Genomic DNA, 18,033 nt, shown 5'->3' with positions numbered 1-18,033 from the left:
CAACCAACGAAAGCGTTCCATTGATAGTCGCAACCATAAAAGCGCCAGTGAACACTTTATCTTTGTGTCAGTGTGACGCAAAAAACCGCAACCGAGGGCTTGGAGGGTGAGATTAGCCTTTTTAAGCTATCCCTTCCGTCGCAGCAGCGTCAACCCATGCGCTGACCTGCCCCAAAGGGCTAAGGCGCTCCGGAAGCGGCCTGCTTTACTGATTGCCCTCATCACATCCAGATCCTGCGCCAAGCATCCGTGATTGGGCTGTGGCAGGCGCAAAGGAGCGATGCGCCAAAGCAGAGAGGCGGTCAAAGCAATCCGCTGAAACACATGCCCGCCGGTGGCGCGCGCGATGCCGCCAGAGACGCCCGCCGAGACGGCACGTCAATGAAACCGCCTGCTCTGACAACAAATCTGTTTGTTTACTGGCCAGACTCAGACATCTGCCGTCTGTGACAGCATGAAGAGCCTGCCAGTCCAGGCTGACGCATTCGCCCAAAATCTCTGCAGTCGCAGCCGCATGTGGAAGCACCAGCACAGGAAAACAGACGTTTTCCATCTCAAGGCCGCCACTCTTTGCCAGTCTTTCCGCAGAATCACAAAGCGCGGGACCAGCAATAAGCGGACACAGACGTCCAGCCTCAGCCCGCCAAGGTGCCTCGAGCGAGACTGGCCCTGCCCTAAGGACAGAGCCGCCTGATAGAGTTTCCAAATACCGCAACAGTGCCTGTGCTCCCGGCAAGTCGAACTCAGCCAACCAACGCGCGGCCTTGCCCGCCTCTTCGGCAAGCCCCCAATGCAACCCGGCGCCCACCGCCGCGCGCCTGCACAGCGCCTCCATTTCATTCAACGAAAGGTTCATTGATGTAACGCCTCCGGATAGATCCAGAACGGGTCACATCGCGCCGCGAGTTCATTCGGATAAGGGGCATTTGAGAACATCGAAATGCGAACCCAGCGGTCCGAACGGGGATCAAAACACGTGGCCCCGAAGAACGACAGCTTGCAGCGCAGCAGATCAATCGGCAGCAAATCTGCCGCAATCGTATTGTCGCGGATCTCTGCATAGGGCGCCCGCTCCAAGATCTGCACCCGGCGCAGAGCATGACGGTGCTCAGGGTGGTGGCATAAGAACTCAGCGACCGTTGCCGCGCCGTCCCAGCCATCCAGCGCAGCATACAAGGTTGCAACATCACGCCCGGGCGCCAGAGGCTGTTCATAGGCTTCAACGGGTTCCTGATGCCGTTCGCCCAAGCGCGGCTCCTGCTTTTCAGCCGAGATATACCAGACACGGGCAGCACTCTCCGGATCATCCCAGTCTATGCATAGCGCCCAATCATAACGCGCCTCTATTGCCAGACGCAGTCGCGCAAGCAGCATGCTGCCGTCGACCGGGCGCAACTCGGGCGCGTGGCTCGCCATTTGATCGGCCAGATCATCCACCAGGTCGCCGAACGGCTCCAGCATCAACGATACGAGCCATTCCTGCCCTTCGACAGAAAGCCGCTCTTCTGCCCATCGGTAAAGCCGGTCCCAAGGTCTTGCACCTTCCAGCACTTCATGGCTCAGGAAATCCGCCATGCTATCGAGGTCGGCCATGAGCGCCACCAGTTTCCGCTCTTGCAAAGCATGTTCGGACCGCCACCGCATGGTTGATGCCCGTGCGGATTCAAAGAGTTCAAGAAACTGGGCGACCTCCAGATCACTTGCCGCCTCTAAAGAGCGAACCCGCTGCAGGGCAGTTTCCCGCGCTGCAATCCAATTGTGAAACAGTTGAGGATGGTTGATCAGGAAGGGAGCCATGCCAAGGCCGGTGGAGTTTCCGATACCAAGGCGCCGGGCCAGATAGGGATCTAGCTGCGCTGCGCGTTTGCCTGCTTTCTCGGCGCGCACATGCGCCATGTGCTGGACAAGGTCCCTGACAAAGGCGCGCGTCAGGTATACTGACAGCATCTCGACCTGAAACGGCGCTGCAAGTTCAGCCCGTTTGGCAATCGCCTCGCGATCAGCCGCGCCGAGCTTCCCGGATCCGTAGACTGCCGTCGTACGCATCAGGTAACCGACCGCGTCAATCTGATCCACGTCAGGCTGGTGCCCTGCAGCAAGGGAAGAAACCACATGTTCCCAAAGGCGCACCGAACGGTTTGCACGAGAGACGGACAACTCCAGCTCCGTTACCCGTCCTGCTTCTTGAAGGGGAACATTCCGGGACAGCCGGGCGATATCCTGCCCAGTTGGCACACCATCAAACAGAGCAAAGGTCGCATCCCAAGCCTGCGCAATAACCCGATCCGAGCGCTTCTCGGGCGGCAGATCATGGGCAAAACAGACAAGCGAATAGCTGCGCTCCGGTCCATGGGCGCAATACACGGCATGGCCGACACCCTGCGCATCAATATCGAAAACAGGGCGGTCAAAGCGCCATGCCTCTGCCGTCAGGCGGCGCAGAAGTATTCGCATGAAGGACAGGCGTGACTGGTGAAAGGCGCCAAGCCTCGAAAGGCGCATCACCTGCTGGGGCGGGCGCAGCGGAATATGTGCCGGTTCGGGTGCACTACTGCTGTCCATCTTGCCTCCGCTCCCTGGTTGTATTCGCTTAGGCCGGGCCAAAGCCCTCTTCAAAGAAACGGTACCAGTTCCCGCCCATGATCGCAGAAACTTCATCGTTGTTCATGCCAACGGAACGCAGCCCGGCCTCGATTTTCGGAAAGTCCCGATTATCCTGAAACCATGTCGGCATCGGCGGAAACCCCGGCGCGCTGGCAGAGCCTTCGCCGTAGTCCATCTCTTTGGTCCAGCGCCCGACCCGCATCCACTCCACAACACTATCTGGCTGATCCTGACACAGGTCCGAGCCGATCCCCAAATGCTCCACTCCAAAACGCTCGGCCGTGCGGGCAACCATGGTGCAGAAGCTATCAAGCGTGCAGTCCGATTTGTCTTTCAGGTGATGTGGGTAAAGTGAGAAGCCAAGCATGCCACCGTTTTGCGTAACGGCGCGGATCACATCATCGCTCTTGTTTCGCAAAGCTGGCATCCAGAAATGGGGATTGGCATGGGTGATGGCGATGGGCCGCGTGGACAGGTCCGCAGCCTCGATGGTGGAACGGTCTGCCGAATGGCTCATGTCGATCACCATGCCGACTCGGTTCATCTCCCGGATCACCTGACGGCCCATGCGGGTGATGCCGCTGTCCTCTGTCTCGTAGCACCCGGCCGCAAGAAGCGACTGGTTGTTATAGCTGAGCTGCATGAAACGCGCACCCAAAGTGTGCAGGATCTCCACCAGCCCGATATCATCTTCAATCGGGGACGGGTTCTGAAAACCGAAGAAAACCGCAGTGCGACCGCTGTCCCGTGCCCGGTCAATATCGCGGGCCGTCGTGCCTTTCAGGATCAGATCGGGATATTGTTCGAACCAGCGGTTCCATTGTTCGAAATTCAGGACTGTTTCGCGAAAGCTCTCATGATACGCGATGGTCACATGCACCGCATCCACGCCGCCTTCGCGCATCTGCCGAAAAATCACTTCAGACCAGTTGGCGTATTGCAGCCCGTCGATCCGCATCATGGCAACACCCCGCGCCCAAGCTGGCTTACGTTCTGGCGCATGAAAACAGCTCTCCTTTTGGCTGGGCGATAGGGGTGCAAGCCAACTATGGACTTGGGGACAAGCTTCACACAAACTCAAAGGACTCAAATCAATTTCAGAAATTCTGAATATGGCGATCAAGATCGAAATGCTGCGCTGTTTTGCTGCCGTCGCCCATGCAGGGACACTTGGTGCGGCGGCACGTCAATTGGGGCGCACACCATCCGCCGTGTCCATGACATTGAAACAGCTGGAGGAACACCTCGGCGAGCCGCTGTTTGAGACTGACCGCAAAAATCGGCTTACCGCACTTGGCGTCTTTGTGCTCGAAGAGGCAGACCGAGAGCTGCAGCACTTTGACTTGACGGTTCGAGCCATGGAGGGCTTTGCCAGCGCCCGAAAAGGCCATGTACGCGTTGCGGCCGTACCCTCGGTTGCGGGCAGCCTTCTACCGCAGGCGATCTCAGAATTTATCGCGCGTTTTCCGGACGTGCGTGTAGAGGTTTGGGATATGGCCTCAGGTGACGTCATCAGCGCGGTGGAGCAGGACCAGGCCGACATCGGGATTGCGACAGGTGGCGAGTCCGCCACCATGGCGCACAGGAGCATTCACTCCGCGGGGTTGATGTCGGATGCCTTTGGCGTGATCTGTTCCAGCGATCATCCCCTCGCCAACCCGGGTGGTCCGCTCCCATGGCAAAGCCTTCTGGATCACAGGCTTATCACCAACCCTCTCTCTGCAGGAATGAGGAGCGAGGAGTCCAAGGCCCTTCACGCCAATGCCCAGGTGCGGGGGCACAATGTCACTTCGATCCTGGCGATGGTGCGCGCAGGGCTTGGATATTCGATCCTGCCCGAGATGACGATGCAGTTGCCCGGCGCATCTGCCCTTGTGTTCCGCCCCTTGGCCGACCCAGAGGCCCGCCGCCATCTCCACCTGATGCACAAGGCAGACCGTCCGCTTTTGCCAGCAGTAAAAGAGCTGTCCCGGCAGATCAGGCGCCTGTCAGCTCCGTTTCAGGGATAAGACCGCAGGTTACGAAGGCCCCGGAAACCGGCTGCGGGTGCGATTGGCGAATGCAACCAGGGACAGCATGACCGGCACCTCGACAAGCACCCCGACCACGGTGGCCAAGGCCGCACCCGAATTCAGCCCGAACAGGGAAATCGCGACGGCTACCGCCAGCTCAAAAAAATTCGACGTTCCAATCAATGCACAAGGAGCTGCTATCCGGTGCGGGACCTTGAGCGCAAAGGCAGCACCATAGGCAATTGCAAATATCCCGTAAGACTGCACAAGGATTGGCACCGCGATCAGGGCAATCACCTCGGGCCGATCCAGAATCACCTGCCCCTGCAGGCCAAACAGTATCATGACGGTCGCGATCAGCCCGATCACCGACCAGGGCTTGATCCGCGCCTGAAACGCTTCGATCTGCGCAAGATTTCCCAGCCTGCGCCGGGTCCAGATCCCAGCCAGCAGCGGCAACAGAACGAAAAGGACCACCGACAGCACCAGCGTCTCCCAGGGGACCTCGATATCGGTGACACCCAAAAGGAAGGCCACGATTGGCGCAAAGGCAAAGATCATCACCACATCGTTGAGCGAAACCTGAAGAAGCGTGTAATTCTCATCCCCGCGCGTCAGCTGCGACCAGACAAAGACCATCGCTGTACAGGGTGCCGCACCCAAGAGGATCAGGCCGGCGATATACTGCTGCGCATCCTGCGGAGACAGTAGGTCCGCAAAAACCACCTCAAAGAACAAAACGCCTAGCGCCGCCATGGAGAAAGGTTTGATCAGCCAGTTGACCGTCAGGGTGATAGCCAACCCCTTTGGCTGCTTCACCGCATCCTTCAGTGCGGCCGGATCAACCCCGACCATCATCGGATAGACCATCGCCCAGATCAAAACGGCGACGACAAGATTTACACGCGCGACTTCAGCCGCCGCGATCATTTCGACCAGCTGAGGCGCCACATTGCCGATCAGGATGCCTGCCGCCATGGCAAGGGCAACCCAGAGGGTCAGGTAGCGTTCAAAGATACTCATGCCGTGGCTTCTGCCCCCTCAACGTGCAACTTGCCCGAAGCAAGCGCCGACAGGCCCACCATAATGGCCGCCGTGCCCAGAACAAGCGCAAGTCCCCCGATCTGGTAGGTGAAACCGGACAGAAGCGTACCAGCAAGACGCCCGCCCGCATTGGCCATATAGTAGAAACCCACATCCATCGTCACCCGCTCGGCCTTGGTGAAGGCGAGGATCAGATAGGAATGCAAGGACGAATTCACTGCAAAAAGCGCGCCAAACGCCAGCAGGCCAAGGACCAGAACCGCCGTCAGCCATGTTTGAGGTGCACCGGCCATCCAAACCGCTAGGGTCAATGCAGCGGGCACCGTAAACAGCGCCAGCGCCCAGCCGCGCGCGGCGCGGATCAAGTCGCTTTCGGGGCGTTGTGCGGCGCCGAGGAGCCAGGGCGCCGAAGCTTGCACCGCGCCATATAGGATGATCCAGACTGCCATGAAGGTGCCGATCATGAAGAATGCCGCGCGGTTGCCCGCCTCTGACCCATCCGACAAGACCGCGTAGAAATAGATCGGGATGCCCACCACGAACCAGACATCGCGGGCGCCGAACAGGAACACCCGCGCCGCCGACAGCCAGTTCACATTGGCGGATTTGGAGAAGACCTCGGAAAACTTCGCGCCCTTGCGCCCCGTGGGCAGCCCCGGCGGCATCAGCATCACGATGGCGGCAAAGACCAGAGCCAGCACCACGGCCATCGCGATGATCGCCCAGGAAAAGCCAAGCGTTGCCAAGAGCGCCGCTCCTATAAGGAACCCCAGCCCCTTTACCGCGTTCTTCGACCCGGTCAGCACCGCCACCCAGCGAAACAGCCCGCCGTTTGCAGATGGCGCCAAGAGCTTCACCGCCGATTTCGATGACATCTTGGCGAGGTCCTTGGCGACGCCCGAAATGCCTTGCACGCACATCACAAAGACGACCGAGGCGCCAATGGCCCAGCTGGGATCTAGCTGCGTCAGCGCCGCCAAGGCCACGATCTGCAGCGCCAGCCCAGCATAAAGCGTCGCCGCCAGACCAAAGCGCGCGGCGATCCAGCCTGCTGACAGATTCGTCACCATGCCGGCGATCTCATAGAGCACAAACAGATAGGCCAGCTGCACCGGGGAGAACCCCAGCGTGTGGAAATGCAAGAGCACCAGCATCCTGAGCGCCCCATCGGTGAGCATGAAGGCCCAGTAGGCCGCCGTCACCGCCATATAGGCCGAAAGACCCTCGGGGCGATGGCTCACAGCGACGCCCCCACCATCAGGGCCACATCGACCAGGCGCCAAGCATAGCCCATTTCGTTGTCATACCAGGCATAGATCTTCACTTGCGTCCCGTTCACCACCATTGTCGAGGGGCCATCCACGATCGAAGAGCGCCGATCATTGGTGTAGTCGGTCGACACCAGCGGACGGGTCTCGTAGCCCAGGATCCCCTCAAGCTCTCCCTCGGCAGCCTCTTTGAACAGGGCGTTGACTTCTTCTGCCGTGGTTTCGCGCTCCACCTCGAGCACACAGTCCGTCAGCGAGGCATTCAGAAGCGGCACCCGCACCGCATGGCCGTTCAGACGCCCGGTTAGCTCCGGGTAGATCAGCGTGATCGCCGTGGCGCTGCCGGTGGTGGTGGGGATCAGCGAATTGAGCGCCGAACGCGCCCGGCGCAGGTCTTTCGCGGGTCGGTCCACGATTGTCTGAGTGTTGGTCACATCGTGGATGGTGGTGATCGATCCATGGCGGATGCGCAGGTTTTCGTGGATCACCTTGACCACCGGCGCGATACAGTTGGTGGTACAGCTCGCCGCAGTCACGATACGATGGCGCGCCGGATCATAGGTGCCCTCGTTGACCCCATAGACGATATTGGCCGCATCGCCGTCCTTCACAGGGGCCGACACAACGACCTTTTTCACGCCCGCCTCGAAATAGGGGGCAAGCTTGGCCTCGGACTTGAACACGCCGGTGCAGTCGATCACCACATCGACACCGTCGAGGGGCAGCTCGGTCAGGTCGGATGTGCCAATGAAGGGCAGACGCATGTCATTGATCGTGACGCTGTCGGCATCATGGGAGAACTCCGCGTCCCAGCGCCCGTGCACCGTATCAAATTCCAAGAGATGCGCATGCATTTCCGGATCGCCCACCGCGTCGTTGATCCATGCGATCTGCGCCCCCCGCTCGAGCAAGGGTTTCAGGGCCAGTTTTCCGATCCGGCCAAGGCCGTTCACTGCATAGGTGGTCATTGGAATGTGTCCTGTGGCTGGCTGGCGATCTCATCCACCGCCCGTTGCAGGGCGATGCGGTCCAGCGTTTCGATGGGAAGGGCGGCAAAGGCCTCGATCCGGCGCTTCAGCGCGCCATAGGCCTGCTGGAAGGCGAGGCTTTTCTCGGCATCGGTGCCTTCGGCCTTCACCGGGTCCGGCATGCCCCAATGGCCGCTGATCGGCTGGCCATCCCAGGCCGGGCATTCTTCGTTGGCGGCCTGATTGCAGACGGTGAAGACGAAATCCATCTGGGGGGCATCCTCTCCGGTGAACTCCGTCGTGTTCTTGGCCCGCAGATGTGCGGTGTCATGACCTTTGGAGCCAAGCACCTCCAGCGCAAAGGGATTCAAATCCGATTGCGGGCGCGTCCCTGCGGAGTAGACATTGAAGCGATCCGACGCGAGATCACGCAACAGGCATTCAGCAAAGATTGAGCGGGCAGAATTGCCCGTGCAGATGAAAAGAACGTTGTATTTCTTCCCGTTAGATATCTGTCCAGTCATAGCAGCCTGTCCCGTGTCAGAGGAGATGGAAACGGGCGCGCAGATCTCGGGGCGCCCGCGGCAACAATCCAGGAAAAGGTAGTCAAAGGTCTGTCGCACCGCTGCCATGTTGATCATGTAAAGCAGCGATGTCCCAACCCGGTGCTGGGTCACCAGCCCGGCCTGCATCAGCGAGGCCAGATAGGCCGACAGGGTGCTGGCCTTCAGATCAAGCACCTCGGCGATTTCACCGGCGGGCAGACGATCCGGGTAGCGGCGCATCAGCAGCCGGAACAGGGCCAATCGCTGTGGATGGCCGAGGGTGGTGAGGCGAGAGGGAATCATTTTTTCCATATTTCATGAATATTCGAAATAATGGGGCTAATACAGTGAAGCTTTTGTAACACTCCCATGACGGTGGCTGATAGAAATACCGCCCCCGAAACGGAGGCGGCAGGTTCGAACATCAAAGCGTGGAGTGCCGGGCTATTCCCACTCCATCTGTTCATAGACGGTTTGCGCATTGCGCCCAGCCAGGCTGTCGAACTGCTCAAGACCCGCAAAGGCGGACTGATCGATCTCCGGCGCTTCCATGATATCGCCGCCCTCTTCGATCAACTCCCCGATCCGGCTGCGCAGGTTCACAAGGTAATCGTAGGTATCGGCGCGGGCCTGCTCCAGCGTTGTGGCGCGGCCATGACCCGGAACCACATGGGTGGGCTCAACGGCGGCCATGGCATCAAAAGCCTGGATCCAGCTTTTGGCATTGGACTGCGGCCCGACGCCCAGGATCCGCTCCACATAGACGATATCGCCTGTGAACATCACGTTCCGCTCTTCCAGCCAGACGAAACTGTCACCCGGCGTATGGGCCTGGCCGCGGTGCATGATCTGGAAAGTCAAACCACCAAGGGACAGCCCATGATCGGTATCAAAGGTGACATCGGCATAGCTTGGCTCGGTCCCGGCCAGTTCATCGCCCATGAGCTGCGAGAGCATCGTCATCTGCATGGACAGGCGGTCCTTTTGATCGGCTACGGCGGGCTCGGAAGCAATCACCGTCGCGCCTTGGGCCTGCCAATAGCCATTGCCCAGCCAGCGGTGATCCTGCCCGCCGGTATCGATCACATGCGTGACCGGCTGATCGGTGATCTGGTCAATGGCGGCATCGATCATCGCCGCGCCCTTCCAGGACCCGCCCGGATCCATCAGCACGACCCCTTCGCGCGTCACCACCACGCCGAAGGTGGCATTATTGCCAAGGTTCTCGGCATTGCGCTGGCTGTGCGGGCCAACCAGAGCCCATACATCCTCTGTGACCTGCTGAACCTGCAGCACATCCGCGACGGACGCCAGCGGCACAGCCGTCAGCACAAGGGTCAGGGAAAGAGATTTCATTTAGTGCCCTCCCGGCATCTGCGCGCATTCACACGCGAGCCTGCCAGAGCTGCCAGTCGCCAGACAGAGGACCATCCGACGCACATAGTATAGACCGACCCCAAAGTGCGATAACCGGGGGCCGGTCCTTTGGTCAGTCCCCGTCCGAGACGCCCACCTGCCTCAACCGGGCGCGCCGGGCACGGTAGCTCGGCAGCAGCACCAGAAGACCAGCCAAAACCAGCAGCGCCAGCGTCATGGGTCGATCCAGCAGGAAGCCCATTCCGTCATAAAGCTGCATCGCGCGGGCAAAGTTGTCCTCCAGCATCGAGCCAAGGATGAAGCCGATCAGCAAGGGCGCCAGCGGGTAGTCTGCAAACCTCAGAAGGGTTGCGCAGACCCCAAGGCCAACAAGGATCAACAACTCGGTCGCGTTGTTCTGCCCGATGTAGGCCCCCATCAGGGTAAAGAACAGGATGAAGGGGATCAGGTAGTTACGCGGCACCGCCAGCACCTTGGCAATATAGGGGATCAGCGGCAGGTTCAGCACCAGAAGAACCAGGTTGCCCACATACATGGAGATGATCACTGCCCAGAAGATTTGCGGCTCGTCGATCATCAGGCGCGGCCCCGGAGAGACATTGAGCGCAATTAGCGCGCCCAGGAGGATCGCCGTGGTACCAGACCCCGGAATGCCCAGGGTCAAGAGTGGAACAAAAGATCCGGTGCAGGCCGCGTTGTTGGCGCTTTCCGGCGCGGCGAGACCTTTGACAGATCCTTTCCCGAATTGCTCTTGCTCTTCCTTGGGCGCAATGTTGCGTTCCACCGCATAGCCAAGGAAGGAGGCAATCGTGGCCCCTGCCCCCGGCAAGACACCAATCAAGAAGCCCTGCACGGACTGACGTCCAATCACCGGAGCAATGGAGCGCGCTTCGTCCTTGGTGATGCGCAGATCCTTGATCTCTTTGCTTCCGCCTTCGGTCTTGGAGCGGCTCGGGTCAAGCACGAGGTACAGCGCTTCGGGCAGGGCGAACATCGCCATGGCCAGCGTGATAAACCCAAAGCCTGACTGAAGGTCCATGATCCCCATGGTAAATCGAGGCATGTTGAAGAGCGCGCCCTCTCCTACCGTGGCCATGATGAGACCCAGGAGCGTCATCAAAAGCGCCTTGACCACCTGCCCCGTCCCCGCAAAAGCCGCGATGGCCGAAAGCCCCACCACCATCAGCGCGAAATACTCGGCCGAATGGAACAGGAGTGCCACGGTCGCCAAAGCTGGGGCAAAGATCATGAGCAGCACCGCGCCTATACTGCCGCCACAGAACGACGAAATCGCTGCTACGGTCAGCGCCTTGCCGGCCTTGCCCTGGCGCGCCAACGGGTAGCCGTCAAAAGAGGTCGCCACGGTCGAGGCCACGCCCGGCGCATTGATCAAGATTGACGAGGTCGAGCCGCCAAAGATCGCACCGTAGTAAACACCGGCCAGAAGGATGAGTGCCGCCGACGGATCGCCGATGGTGATCGCCACCGGGATCATGATCGAGATGATGCTCATCGGGCCAAGCCCCGGCAGCATCCCGATGAAGGTGCCGATCAGGCAGCCGCCAATTACCATCATGAGGTTGGTAAGGGAAAAGGCACTGGACAGGCCAATCATGATACCTTCGAACATGTCAGCCTCCTACGCCAAAGAAGATGGGCCAGGGGCTGAGAAAGATGCCCAGCACCTCTTGCACCAGATACCAGACCCCGCCCGCCGCAATCGCAGCGATGGGCAATAGGACGTGCAGTTTGCGCTCGCCAAGGATGACCGCACCAAGGGTCAGGAAGGCGACCGTCGAAATCAGGAAACCGGCCGGACGCAAAAGCAGCGCATAGGCCACCATCAGCGCCAAAAGTGCGAGTGCCTGGCCAAGATTGTATTCGCCAAGGCGACGGTGATCGATGTCTCCTGCCTTGGGGCCACTGTCCCCCTTTTGTGGCCCCACAAGAAGGATCACCGCGCAGATAGCCGCGAGAACGGACAAAACCTTGGGGAAGGTACTGGGCCAGATGGCATTAAATTTCATGAAAGGCGGAAGGCCTGCGTCCATGGTGAAATAGGCCGCATAGCCATAGGTGAGGCTGATCAAGAGAATGACCAGCGCGATCCATCGGTCAAGCGCCATGCTGTCCTCCGGTGTATGATCTGGAATGGGAAGACGGCTCATCCGGGGCGGATCGATTGATGCCCCGGATGCACCGCTCAGATAGGATACAAGGGCTTAGAGGAACCCGAGTTCCTGCATCAGCGATTTGATGACTTCTTCCTGTTCTGCGAGGAATTTTTCAAAGTCGTCACCGCTGTTATGGATATTGACCCAACCATTGCGGGCGCGAACCTCTTCCCATTCCGGCGTGTCATACATCTTGGCGATGGCCGCCTGATAGGCCGCTTTGCGCTCTTCCGGCAGGCCAGGGGCTGCAAAGAACCCGCGCCAGTTCACGAAACTTGCGTCGATCCCCTGCTCTTTCATGGTCATGGCATCGGCATAGGCCGGCACGCGGTCGTCTGCGGTGACGCCGATGATCTTCACCTCACCCGCGTTGGCGAGGTCGATGGCTTCGGAGAAGCCGGTGGAAAGCGCCGCAATCTCCCCGGACAGCAACGCCGCCATGGCCATGCCGCCGGCATCATAGGGAATGTACTTCACTTGGGTCGGATTCTCGCCCGCCGCCTTCATCACCATGGCCGCGACCAGGTGGTCCATACCGCCGGGCACCGAGCCGCCCCCAATCGCAGTGCCGCGCGGATCTGCCTTGTAGGCGGCGATCAGGTCGCTCATGGAATTGATAGGGCTGTCTTTGCCGACAACGATCGCCGCATAGTCCCCTATGGTGCCCGCCACCATGGTGAGATCGCGGAAGTTGTGCGGAAACACGCCCGTGAGCGAACGGATCACGATCGGCGTTGAATTCACCATCAACGTGCCGTGATTGCTTTCGGCATTCTCGATCAGATAGCCGATGGCCTTGCCACCGCCGCCACCAGACATGTTCTCGAACGACGCGGTTCCAACGAGGCCTGCTTTGGTCAGCGCTTCTCCGGTCCCCCTGGCGGTCCCGTCCCAGCCGCCACCTGCGCCGCCGGGGATGAGGAAGTGAATGCTGTCGAGTTTGCCCTCCTCAGCCATTACAGGCGCGCCAAGAGCAAGGGTCGCTGTCGCCGCGGCCATCAGGGCCCGGCGGGTCAGGGTCAATGTCATCTGTTGTCCTCCCATTTGACAAATGGCGGCTGAGCCGCTCATGACTGAAAAGAACACGCAAAGCTGACACGGACCTGTCACGGACCGATCAAAGGCTGTCAGCCACAGGGAGCAACAGGTGCGGTTTTTGCTGGTAGAAGACAATATGAGCCTCGCGGGCGCCATCAGCGATCGCCTGCAGATGGATGGCCATGTCGTCGACCATGCACCTTGCGCAAAAGATGCCGAGGCGTTTGCCGACACCACGGATTACGATCTGATTTTGCTAGATATTATGCTGCCTGATGGCGATGGACGAAGCTTCCTCAAGGCGCATCGAGCGCGCCAGGGAAAAACACCCGTTATCGTGCTGACCGCCCGCTCTGAGGTTTCGGACCGGGTTGGTGTTCTGGATCTTGGCGCCGACGATTACATCACCAAGCCCTTCGATTTCTCCGAGCTTGAAGCCCGCTGCCGCGCCGTCCTGCGCCGCCATGGCGGCAACAGTTCGAATCAGCAACGGTTCGGGGATCTGGTCTTTGATCCACTGGCCGGAACCCTTTTGGTGGCAGGCCGACCCGTACGCTTGCGCAACAAGGAGCTTCGCCTACTCGAGATCTTTCTCAACGCGCCGGAACGGATCTTTTCCAAAGCAAAGCTGGTCGACAGGCTGTTTTCCTATGACGAAGAGGTTTCAGAAAACGCCATCGAAGTTTACGTGGCGCGCCTGCGCAAGCGGCTGGCAGGATCCGGTGCCGCGATCGTGACCGTGCGCGGTCTTGGCTACAGGATCTCTTTGCAATGACCCTGCCGCACCCTGCATCGGACCTGCGCACCAGCGGCTCCCTCGTGCGGCGCCTGACGTTTCGCCTGTTGCTGAGCGCGGCCTTTCTGGCCCTGGTTCTGTTTCTTGTCGTGCTGATTTTTGTGCGCGACATCTCGCAACGTACCCACGACAGCATCCTCTTCGCCTCCGCAACATCGATCATGGACTCGCTTCGGGTACAGGCAGGGGAAATCACCCTGGACATCCCTTACGCAGCGCTTTCCATGCTGGGCAACGTCAGCGATGACAGGGTGTTCTACAGCGTGCGCAACAACGGAAGGATCCTGACCGGCTATGAGGATCTGCCCGCTCCGGCGCAGCGCCCGATTTCCGGATCACCAGTCTATTCGACCGTGGGTTATCGCGGGACCAGTCTGCGTGTGGTGACACTGGCGCGGCGCCTGTCACTGGACAGCGGTCCGGCCGATATCGAAATCACCGTCGCCCAGACCCGTGAAGGCCAGACCGCGGAACTGGCTCGGCTGACCCGCTGGGCGCTGATGCTTGGAGGCGGCTTTTTCCTGGTTTCCGCGCTCATCGGGATCTGGGCCGCGCAATCCAGCGTGCAGCCGCTTCATGCACTGACCGGTGTGGTGTCTCGCCGCGGGCCAAAAGACCTGCGCCCGGTGCGTCACGCGGTGCCAAGCGAAATGGCGCCGCTTGTCCATTCGCTCAACCGGTTCATTGAGCGGCTGCGGGTCTCGCTGGCGCGATCCGAAGACTTTATCGCCGAAGCGGCGCACCGTGTGCGCACCCCTCTCGCCACTGTCCGAGCGCAGGCCGAAATCACATTGCGGCGCGTGGACAAGACAGAGAACAGGGCATCTTTGCGGGAGATGATCCGGGCCATTGACGAAAGCTCTCGTGCGGCGGGACAGCTTCTGGATCATGCGATGGTCACCTTTCGCACCGACAGCCTGGAGCGCAAACCTGTCGATCTGGACGTTCTGGCCCGTGATCTGGTAGACCGGCTGCGCCCGGTGGCGGATCTCAAGGATATCGATCTGCAATTCTTTTGCGCGGGCGTTTCGGCCATCCCCGGCGACGCCATCCTGATCCAGAACGCAGTGCGCAATATTCTCGACAACGCCATAAAATATGCCCCGTCCGAGACCAGCGTCCTGATTGATGTGCGGCAGGGCCCGCTGGATGTGATCATCTCGGTCACCGACGAGGCCGGTGGATTTCCACCGGGACAGGATACCGCCGCCCTGACGCAGCGCTTTGTGCGCGGCAGCAATGCGGCGGGCACAATCGGCTCTGGACTTGGCCTGACCATCGCACGCGAAGTGGCCGAGGCCCATGGCGGCAGGCTGATCATTGAACCATCAGGCGCGGGAGCAGGCGCATGCGTATCCTTATCCTTTCCGTTGCGCTGATCTGCAGCTTCCTGGCCCTAGCTGCCCCCGCTCGTGCTTTTGAAGTCGAGGAATTCCGCAGGTTCGGCCCGCCGGATGCCCCCGCCTTGCGGGTTCTTTCGACGACCGACACGGATGTGCTCGCGCCGCTGATCGAGAGTTTCCTTGCAGATACGCAAGGGATTGCGATCGAATATACCACCCTCAGCAGCGCCGATCTGATGACCGCCATCACCCATCCTAAGCCAGGGCAGCCGCAGTTTGATATCGCCATCTCCTCGGCGATGGACCTGCAGACCAAACTGGCCAATGACGGCTATACACGCCGCCGTGTGCCTGCGGTGTCAGCTCAGATGCCGGACTGGGCCAGCTGGCGCGGACATGTCTTTGCCTTCTCGCAGGAGCCCGCCGCCCTGCTTCTATCGCGCGCGGCCTTTACCGGGCTGGAGCTGCCCAAGACCCGGCAAGAACTGATCACGCTTCTGCGCCGCCACCCTGACAGGTTCCGCGGGCGGATCGGCACCTATGACATCACCGCCAGCGGGCTTGGATATCTCTTCGCCACGCAAGATGCACGCACGTCCGATTCCTTCTGGCGGCTGATGGAGATCTTTGGCGGCCTTGAAACGCGGCTTTATTGCTGCTCGGGCCAGATGATAGAGGACATCGCCCGCGGAGATCTGGCCATCGCCTACAACGTGCTTGGCAGCTATGCGCTGGCCCGCGCCGACCTGGCCAATCGCATCGTCGTGGTGGAGCCACAGGACTATACAAACATGATGCTGCGCACAGCCGTGATCCTGCAAGACACCGAGCTTGAAAAAGAGGCCGGTGCCTTTGTCGACCATCTCCTCGAAGCCGCTTGGTCCGAGACTCCGGATCCCGCATACCCCTTTGATCGCTACCCGGCTGCATCGGGCAGGCAAGGTGCGCCCTACCGCCCCATCCAACTTGGCCCCGGACTGCTGGTCTATCTGGACAAGCTAAAGCGCACGCGGTTTCTAGCCGAGTGGCGCAGCGCGATTACGCAGGATGAGACAAAGGTGCCGTGATCAAACGTACCGCGGATCGTCCAGATCCAGGTCAAAGCGCCTGGGCTGCAAGCCCGACTGAAACCATGAAATGAAGCTGTAGATCGAGTAGACGGGCAGCCCGGTGACCTTGCGCAAATCCCGCGCATATGGCGCCATGTTGGTGCACTCCAGCACGATCGCGCCCACGTCCGAGTGCTGCCGCATCATCGCTTTTCCGGCATCGATCATATCCAGACGACAGGCTGCGAAATCCATTTCCGGCCTGTCCGCCAGAATCTGGCGTGTCATGCATCGCCCGTCCTGCGTGCCGACAATGGGCGTATCCGCTGGTGCACCCGCGGCCATGAGATGCTCCACTCCAAGCGATGTTGCAGAAATCGTAATTACTCCGCAGCGTTTTCCAGCAGGAAGAAGGGCCTGAACCATCGGCACCTGCATCAAAGAGGACGTGGCAACCGGCACGCCCAGTGCAGACCTGACATCCTCCTGGATCAGGGACAGAAACCCGCAGGTTGTTGTGATCCCATCGCACCCCGCACGCACCAGATCCCGCCCAGCGGCGATGAACCTATCTGTAAGCTCAGCAGGATTGCCTCGCACAACTCGTTCCGGCGTAGCCCCGTCGACAACCCGATACTGCACCGGAAAATCCCAGGTTGCGGCATTGCCCATATCCCCGTGGATGCGCGGAAACTGCGTCTCCAGCATCAAGATGCCAACCGACGCACCATAGACCGTCTTTCCACCCCGTTGCATCTGTCGCTCCTGACTTGGACCATCTTGCGAAACTATGACCGCGAGCCCGGCAGGATCCAAGCCCCCGTGACGATAGTGTCAGTCGGTACTATCTGACGTGTAGGGATCCAGCGCCGTTTTCAAAAGCGCCAGGAACTCCTGCCCAATGGCCGACAGCGGACGCGCGCTGGAGGTGATGACTGCCATCTCCATCATTACAGTCGGCTGAAACGGGCGGGACAAGAACCCGCCCTCCTTGTCAAAATCCAGAATGAACGGGTCGATGACGGCAACCCCCATCCCTTCTTTGACGAAACTCAGGAGGTTCTTGAACAGATGCGCATGGATCCGCGCCCGAAGCGGTACCCCCGCCTGCACAAAAGCCTCCCGCGTGCGGCGGTGCGTCATGTGATCTGGCCCCATGACGATAAACGGCTCTCCCTCAAGCAGTTCGGGCGTCAGAACGTCATGGCGCGCCAAGGGACTGCCCTCGGGCATGGCGATGCGGCACTCCACAGTGACCGGATGCACATCGAGTGCATCATAAAGGAGCGGCATCTCGCAGATCCCGATTTCGAACAGCCCGGACAGGACCCATTCCTGTATCTTGGACGAATACTGCGACTGGAAGGATATGGATAGATCCGGCCGATCACGGGCGAAATCGGCAATCAAACGTGGCATGAACCCAAAAGACATGGAATGCTGCGAGGCCACCTGCAGCTGCCCGGCCTGCTTGTTCTGAAGATCGATAACGGCCTGCGTCACATGATCAAAACCGCGCACCACGGTGTCGATCTCACGAAACAGCAAGGTCGCCTCGGGTGTTGCGGTCAGGCGCCCGCGCACCCGTTCGAACAGCTTGATGTCTGTCTGGCGCTCAAGCTGGTTCAGGAGGTCTGAAATACCGGGCTGCGAAATCCCAAGGCTGGCCGCAGCGCCGGTGACGGTTCCGGTTTCGATCACGGCATGGAAGGCCTGAAGCTGGCGGAATCTGAGGTTCATGAAACAGGCATATCATTTTTTATTATGAACTAGCCATATCTTAGTATTTGAAATGATGCGTAGCGCCATGCATGG

17 protein-coding genes are annotated in these 18,033 nt (G+C 60.0%); 4 read left to right on the top strand and 13 right to left on the bottom strand.

The annotated features are described in order from the left end of the window. Positions 1-205: 205 nt before the first annotated feature. The 3 genes from INS80_RS19475 to INS80_RS12335 are packed head-to-tail and all read right to left on the bottom strand — an operon-like array spanning position 206 to position 3,562. The gene (locus tag INS80_RS19475) at positions 206-856 is read right to left on the bottom strand and encodes a DUF3726 domain-containing protein (RefSeq protein ID WP_192965921.1); all 651 of its coding nucleotides are present in this window, start codon (positions 854-856) and stop codon (positions 206-208) included. After that, the gene (locus tag INS80_RS12340; protein WP_192965920.1) at positions 853-2,562 is read right to left on the bottom strand and encodes a hypothetical protein; all 1,710 of its coding nucleotides are present in this window, start codon (positions 2,560-2,562) and stop codon (positions 853-855) included. Before INS80_RS12340 ends, INS80_RS19475 begins: the two co-directional genes overlap by 4 nt. Positions 2,563-2,590: 28 nt before the next feature. Then, complete coding sequence (locus INS80_RS12335; protein ID WP_192967274.1) at positions 2,591-3,562, bottom strand: membrane dipeptidase; 972 nt, start codon at positions 3,560-3,562, stop codon at positions 2,591-2,593. A 154-nt stretch (positions 3,563-3,716) separates the two neighbouring features. On the opposite strand from INS80_RS12335, the gene INS80_RS12330 reads away from it, so the two are divergent. Next, complete coding sequence (locus INS80_RS12330; protein WP_192965919.1) at positions 3,717-4,613, top strand: LysR family transcriptional regulator; 897 nt, start codon at positions 3,717-3,719, stop codon at positions 4,611-4,613. Between the two features lie 9 nt (positions 4,614-4,622). Here the strand turns inward: INS80_RS12330 and arsB are convergent, their stop codons facing one another. The 8 genes from arsB to INS80_RS12290 all read right to left on the bottom strand — a co-directional run bounded on the left by arsB (position 4,623) and on the right by INS80_RS12290 (position 13,021). After that, positions 4,623-5,639, bottom strand: a complete 1,017-nt coding sequence (gene arsB / locus INS80_RS12325; protein ID WP_192965918.1) for an ACR3 family arsenite efflux transporter — start codon at positions 5,637-5,639, stop codon at positions 4,623-4,625. After that, the gene (arsJ, locus tag INS80_RS12320) at positions 5,636-6,901 is read right to left on the bottom strand and encodes an organoarsenical effux MFS transporter ArsJ (protein ID WP_192965917.1); all 1,266 of its coding nucleotides are present in this window, start codon (positions 6,899-6,901) and stop codon (positions 5,636-5,638) included. Before arsJ ends, arsB begins: the two co-directional genes overlap by 4 nt. Next, positions 6,898-7,896 (bottom strand): ArsJ-associated glyceraldehyde-3-phosphate dehydrogenase, encoded by a 999-nt coding sequence (locus INS80_RS12315; RefSeq protein WP_192965916.1) that lies wholly within the window; start codon positions 7,894-7,896, stop codon positions 6,898-6,900. The genes arsJ and INS80_RS12315 overlap by 4 nt, the downstream gene beginning before the upstream one ends. After that, positions 7,893-8,753 carry an arsenate reductase/protein-tyrosine-phosphatase family protein gene (locus INS80_RS12310; RefSeq protein WP_192965915.1) on the bottom strand — a complete coding sequence of 287 codons (861 nt, stop codon included), beginning with the start codon at positions 8,751-8,753 and terminating at the stop codon, positions 7,893-7,895. The genes INS80_RS12315 and INS80_RS12310 overlap by 4 nt, the downstream gene beginning before the upstream one ends. Before the next feature lie 132 nt (positions 8,754-8,885). Further along, entirely contained in the window at positions 8,886-9,797 is a 912-nt protein-coding gene (locus tag INS80_RS12305) for an MBL fold metallo-hydrolase (protein ID WP_192965914.1), read from the bottom strand. A gap of 133 nt (positions 9,798-9,930) precedes the next feature. After that, positions 9,931-11,448, bottom strand: coding sequence for a tripartite tricarboxylate transporter permease (locus tag INS80_RS12300; RefSeq protein WP_192965913.1), 1,518 nt, complete (start codon positions 11,446-11,448; stop codon positions 9,931-9,933). Position 11,449: 1 nt separating this feature from the next. Next, a complete protein-coding gene (locus tag INS80_RS12295) occupies positions 11,450-11,944 on the bottom strand; it encodes a tripartite tricarboxylate transporter TctB family protein (protein ID WP_192967273.1) in 495 nt (164 codons plus the stop codon). A gap of 96 nt (positions 11,945-12,040) precedes the next feature. Further along, on the bottom strand, positions 12,041-13,021 hold the full coding sequence (locus INS80_RS12290; protein WP_192965912.1) for a Bug family tripartite tricarboxylate transporter substrate binding protein: 981 nt from the start codon (positions 13,019-13,021) through the stop codon (positions 12,041-12,043). Positions 13,022-13,139: 118 nt separating this feature from the next. Here INS80_RS12290 and INS80_RS12285 point away from each other — a divergent pair, with 118 nt between their 5' ends. The 3 genes from INS80_RS12285 to INS80_RS12275 are packed head-to-tail and all read left to right on the top strand — an operon-like array spanning position 13,140 to position 16,236. Then, a complete protein-coding gene (locus INS80_RS12285) occupies positions 13,140-13,805 on the top strand; it encodes a response regulator transcription factor (RefSeq protein ID WP_192965911.1) in 666 nt (221 codons plus the stop codon). After that, on the top strand, positions 13,802-15,205 hold the full coding sequence (locus tag INS80_RS12280) for a sensor histidine kinase (protein WP_192965910.1): 1,404 nt from the start codon (positions 13,802-13,804) through the stop codon (positions 15,203-15,205). The genes INS80_RS12285 and INS80_RS12280 overlap by 4 nt, the downstream gene beginning before the upstream one ends. Next, on the top strand, positions 15,175-16,236 hold the full coding sequence (locus INS80_RS12275; protein ID WP_192965909.1) for an ABC transporter substrate-binding protein: 1,062 nt from the start codon (positions 15,175-15,177) through the stop codon (positions 16,234-16,236). Before INS80_RS12280 ends, INS80_RS12275 begins: the two co-directional genes overlap by 31 nt. Here INS80_RS12275 and INS80_RS12270 read toward each other — a convergent pair whose 3' ends face one another. Continuing rightward, positions 16,237-16,974: an aspartate/glutamate racemase family protein gene (locus INS80_RS12270; RefSeq protein WP_192965908.1), complete on the bottom strand. Its 738-nt coding sequence runs from the start codon at positions 16,972-16,974 to the stop codon at positions 16,237-16,239. 78 nt (positions 16,975-17,052) lie between these two features. Then, on the bottom strand, positions 17,053-17,958 hold the full coding sequence (locus INS80_RS12265; protein WP_192965907.1) for a LysR family transcriptional regulator: 906 nt from the start codon (positions 17,956-17,958) through the stop codon (positions 17,053-17,055). Positions 17,959-18,033: the final 75 nt, after the last annotated feature.

It is taken from the genome of Phycobacter azelaicus (assembly GCF_014884385.1).
Classification (GTDB): domain Bacteria; phylum Pseudomonadota; class Alphaproteobacteria; order Rhodobacterales; family Rhodobacteraceae; genus Phycobacter; species Phycobacter azelaicus.
Note: the sequence above shows the minus strand (reverse complement) of the source record. Positions and strands in the feature narration are given on the sequence as shown.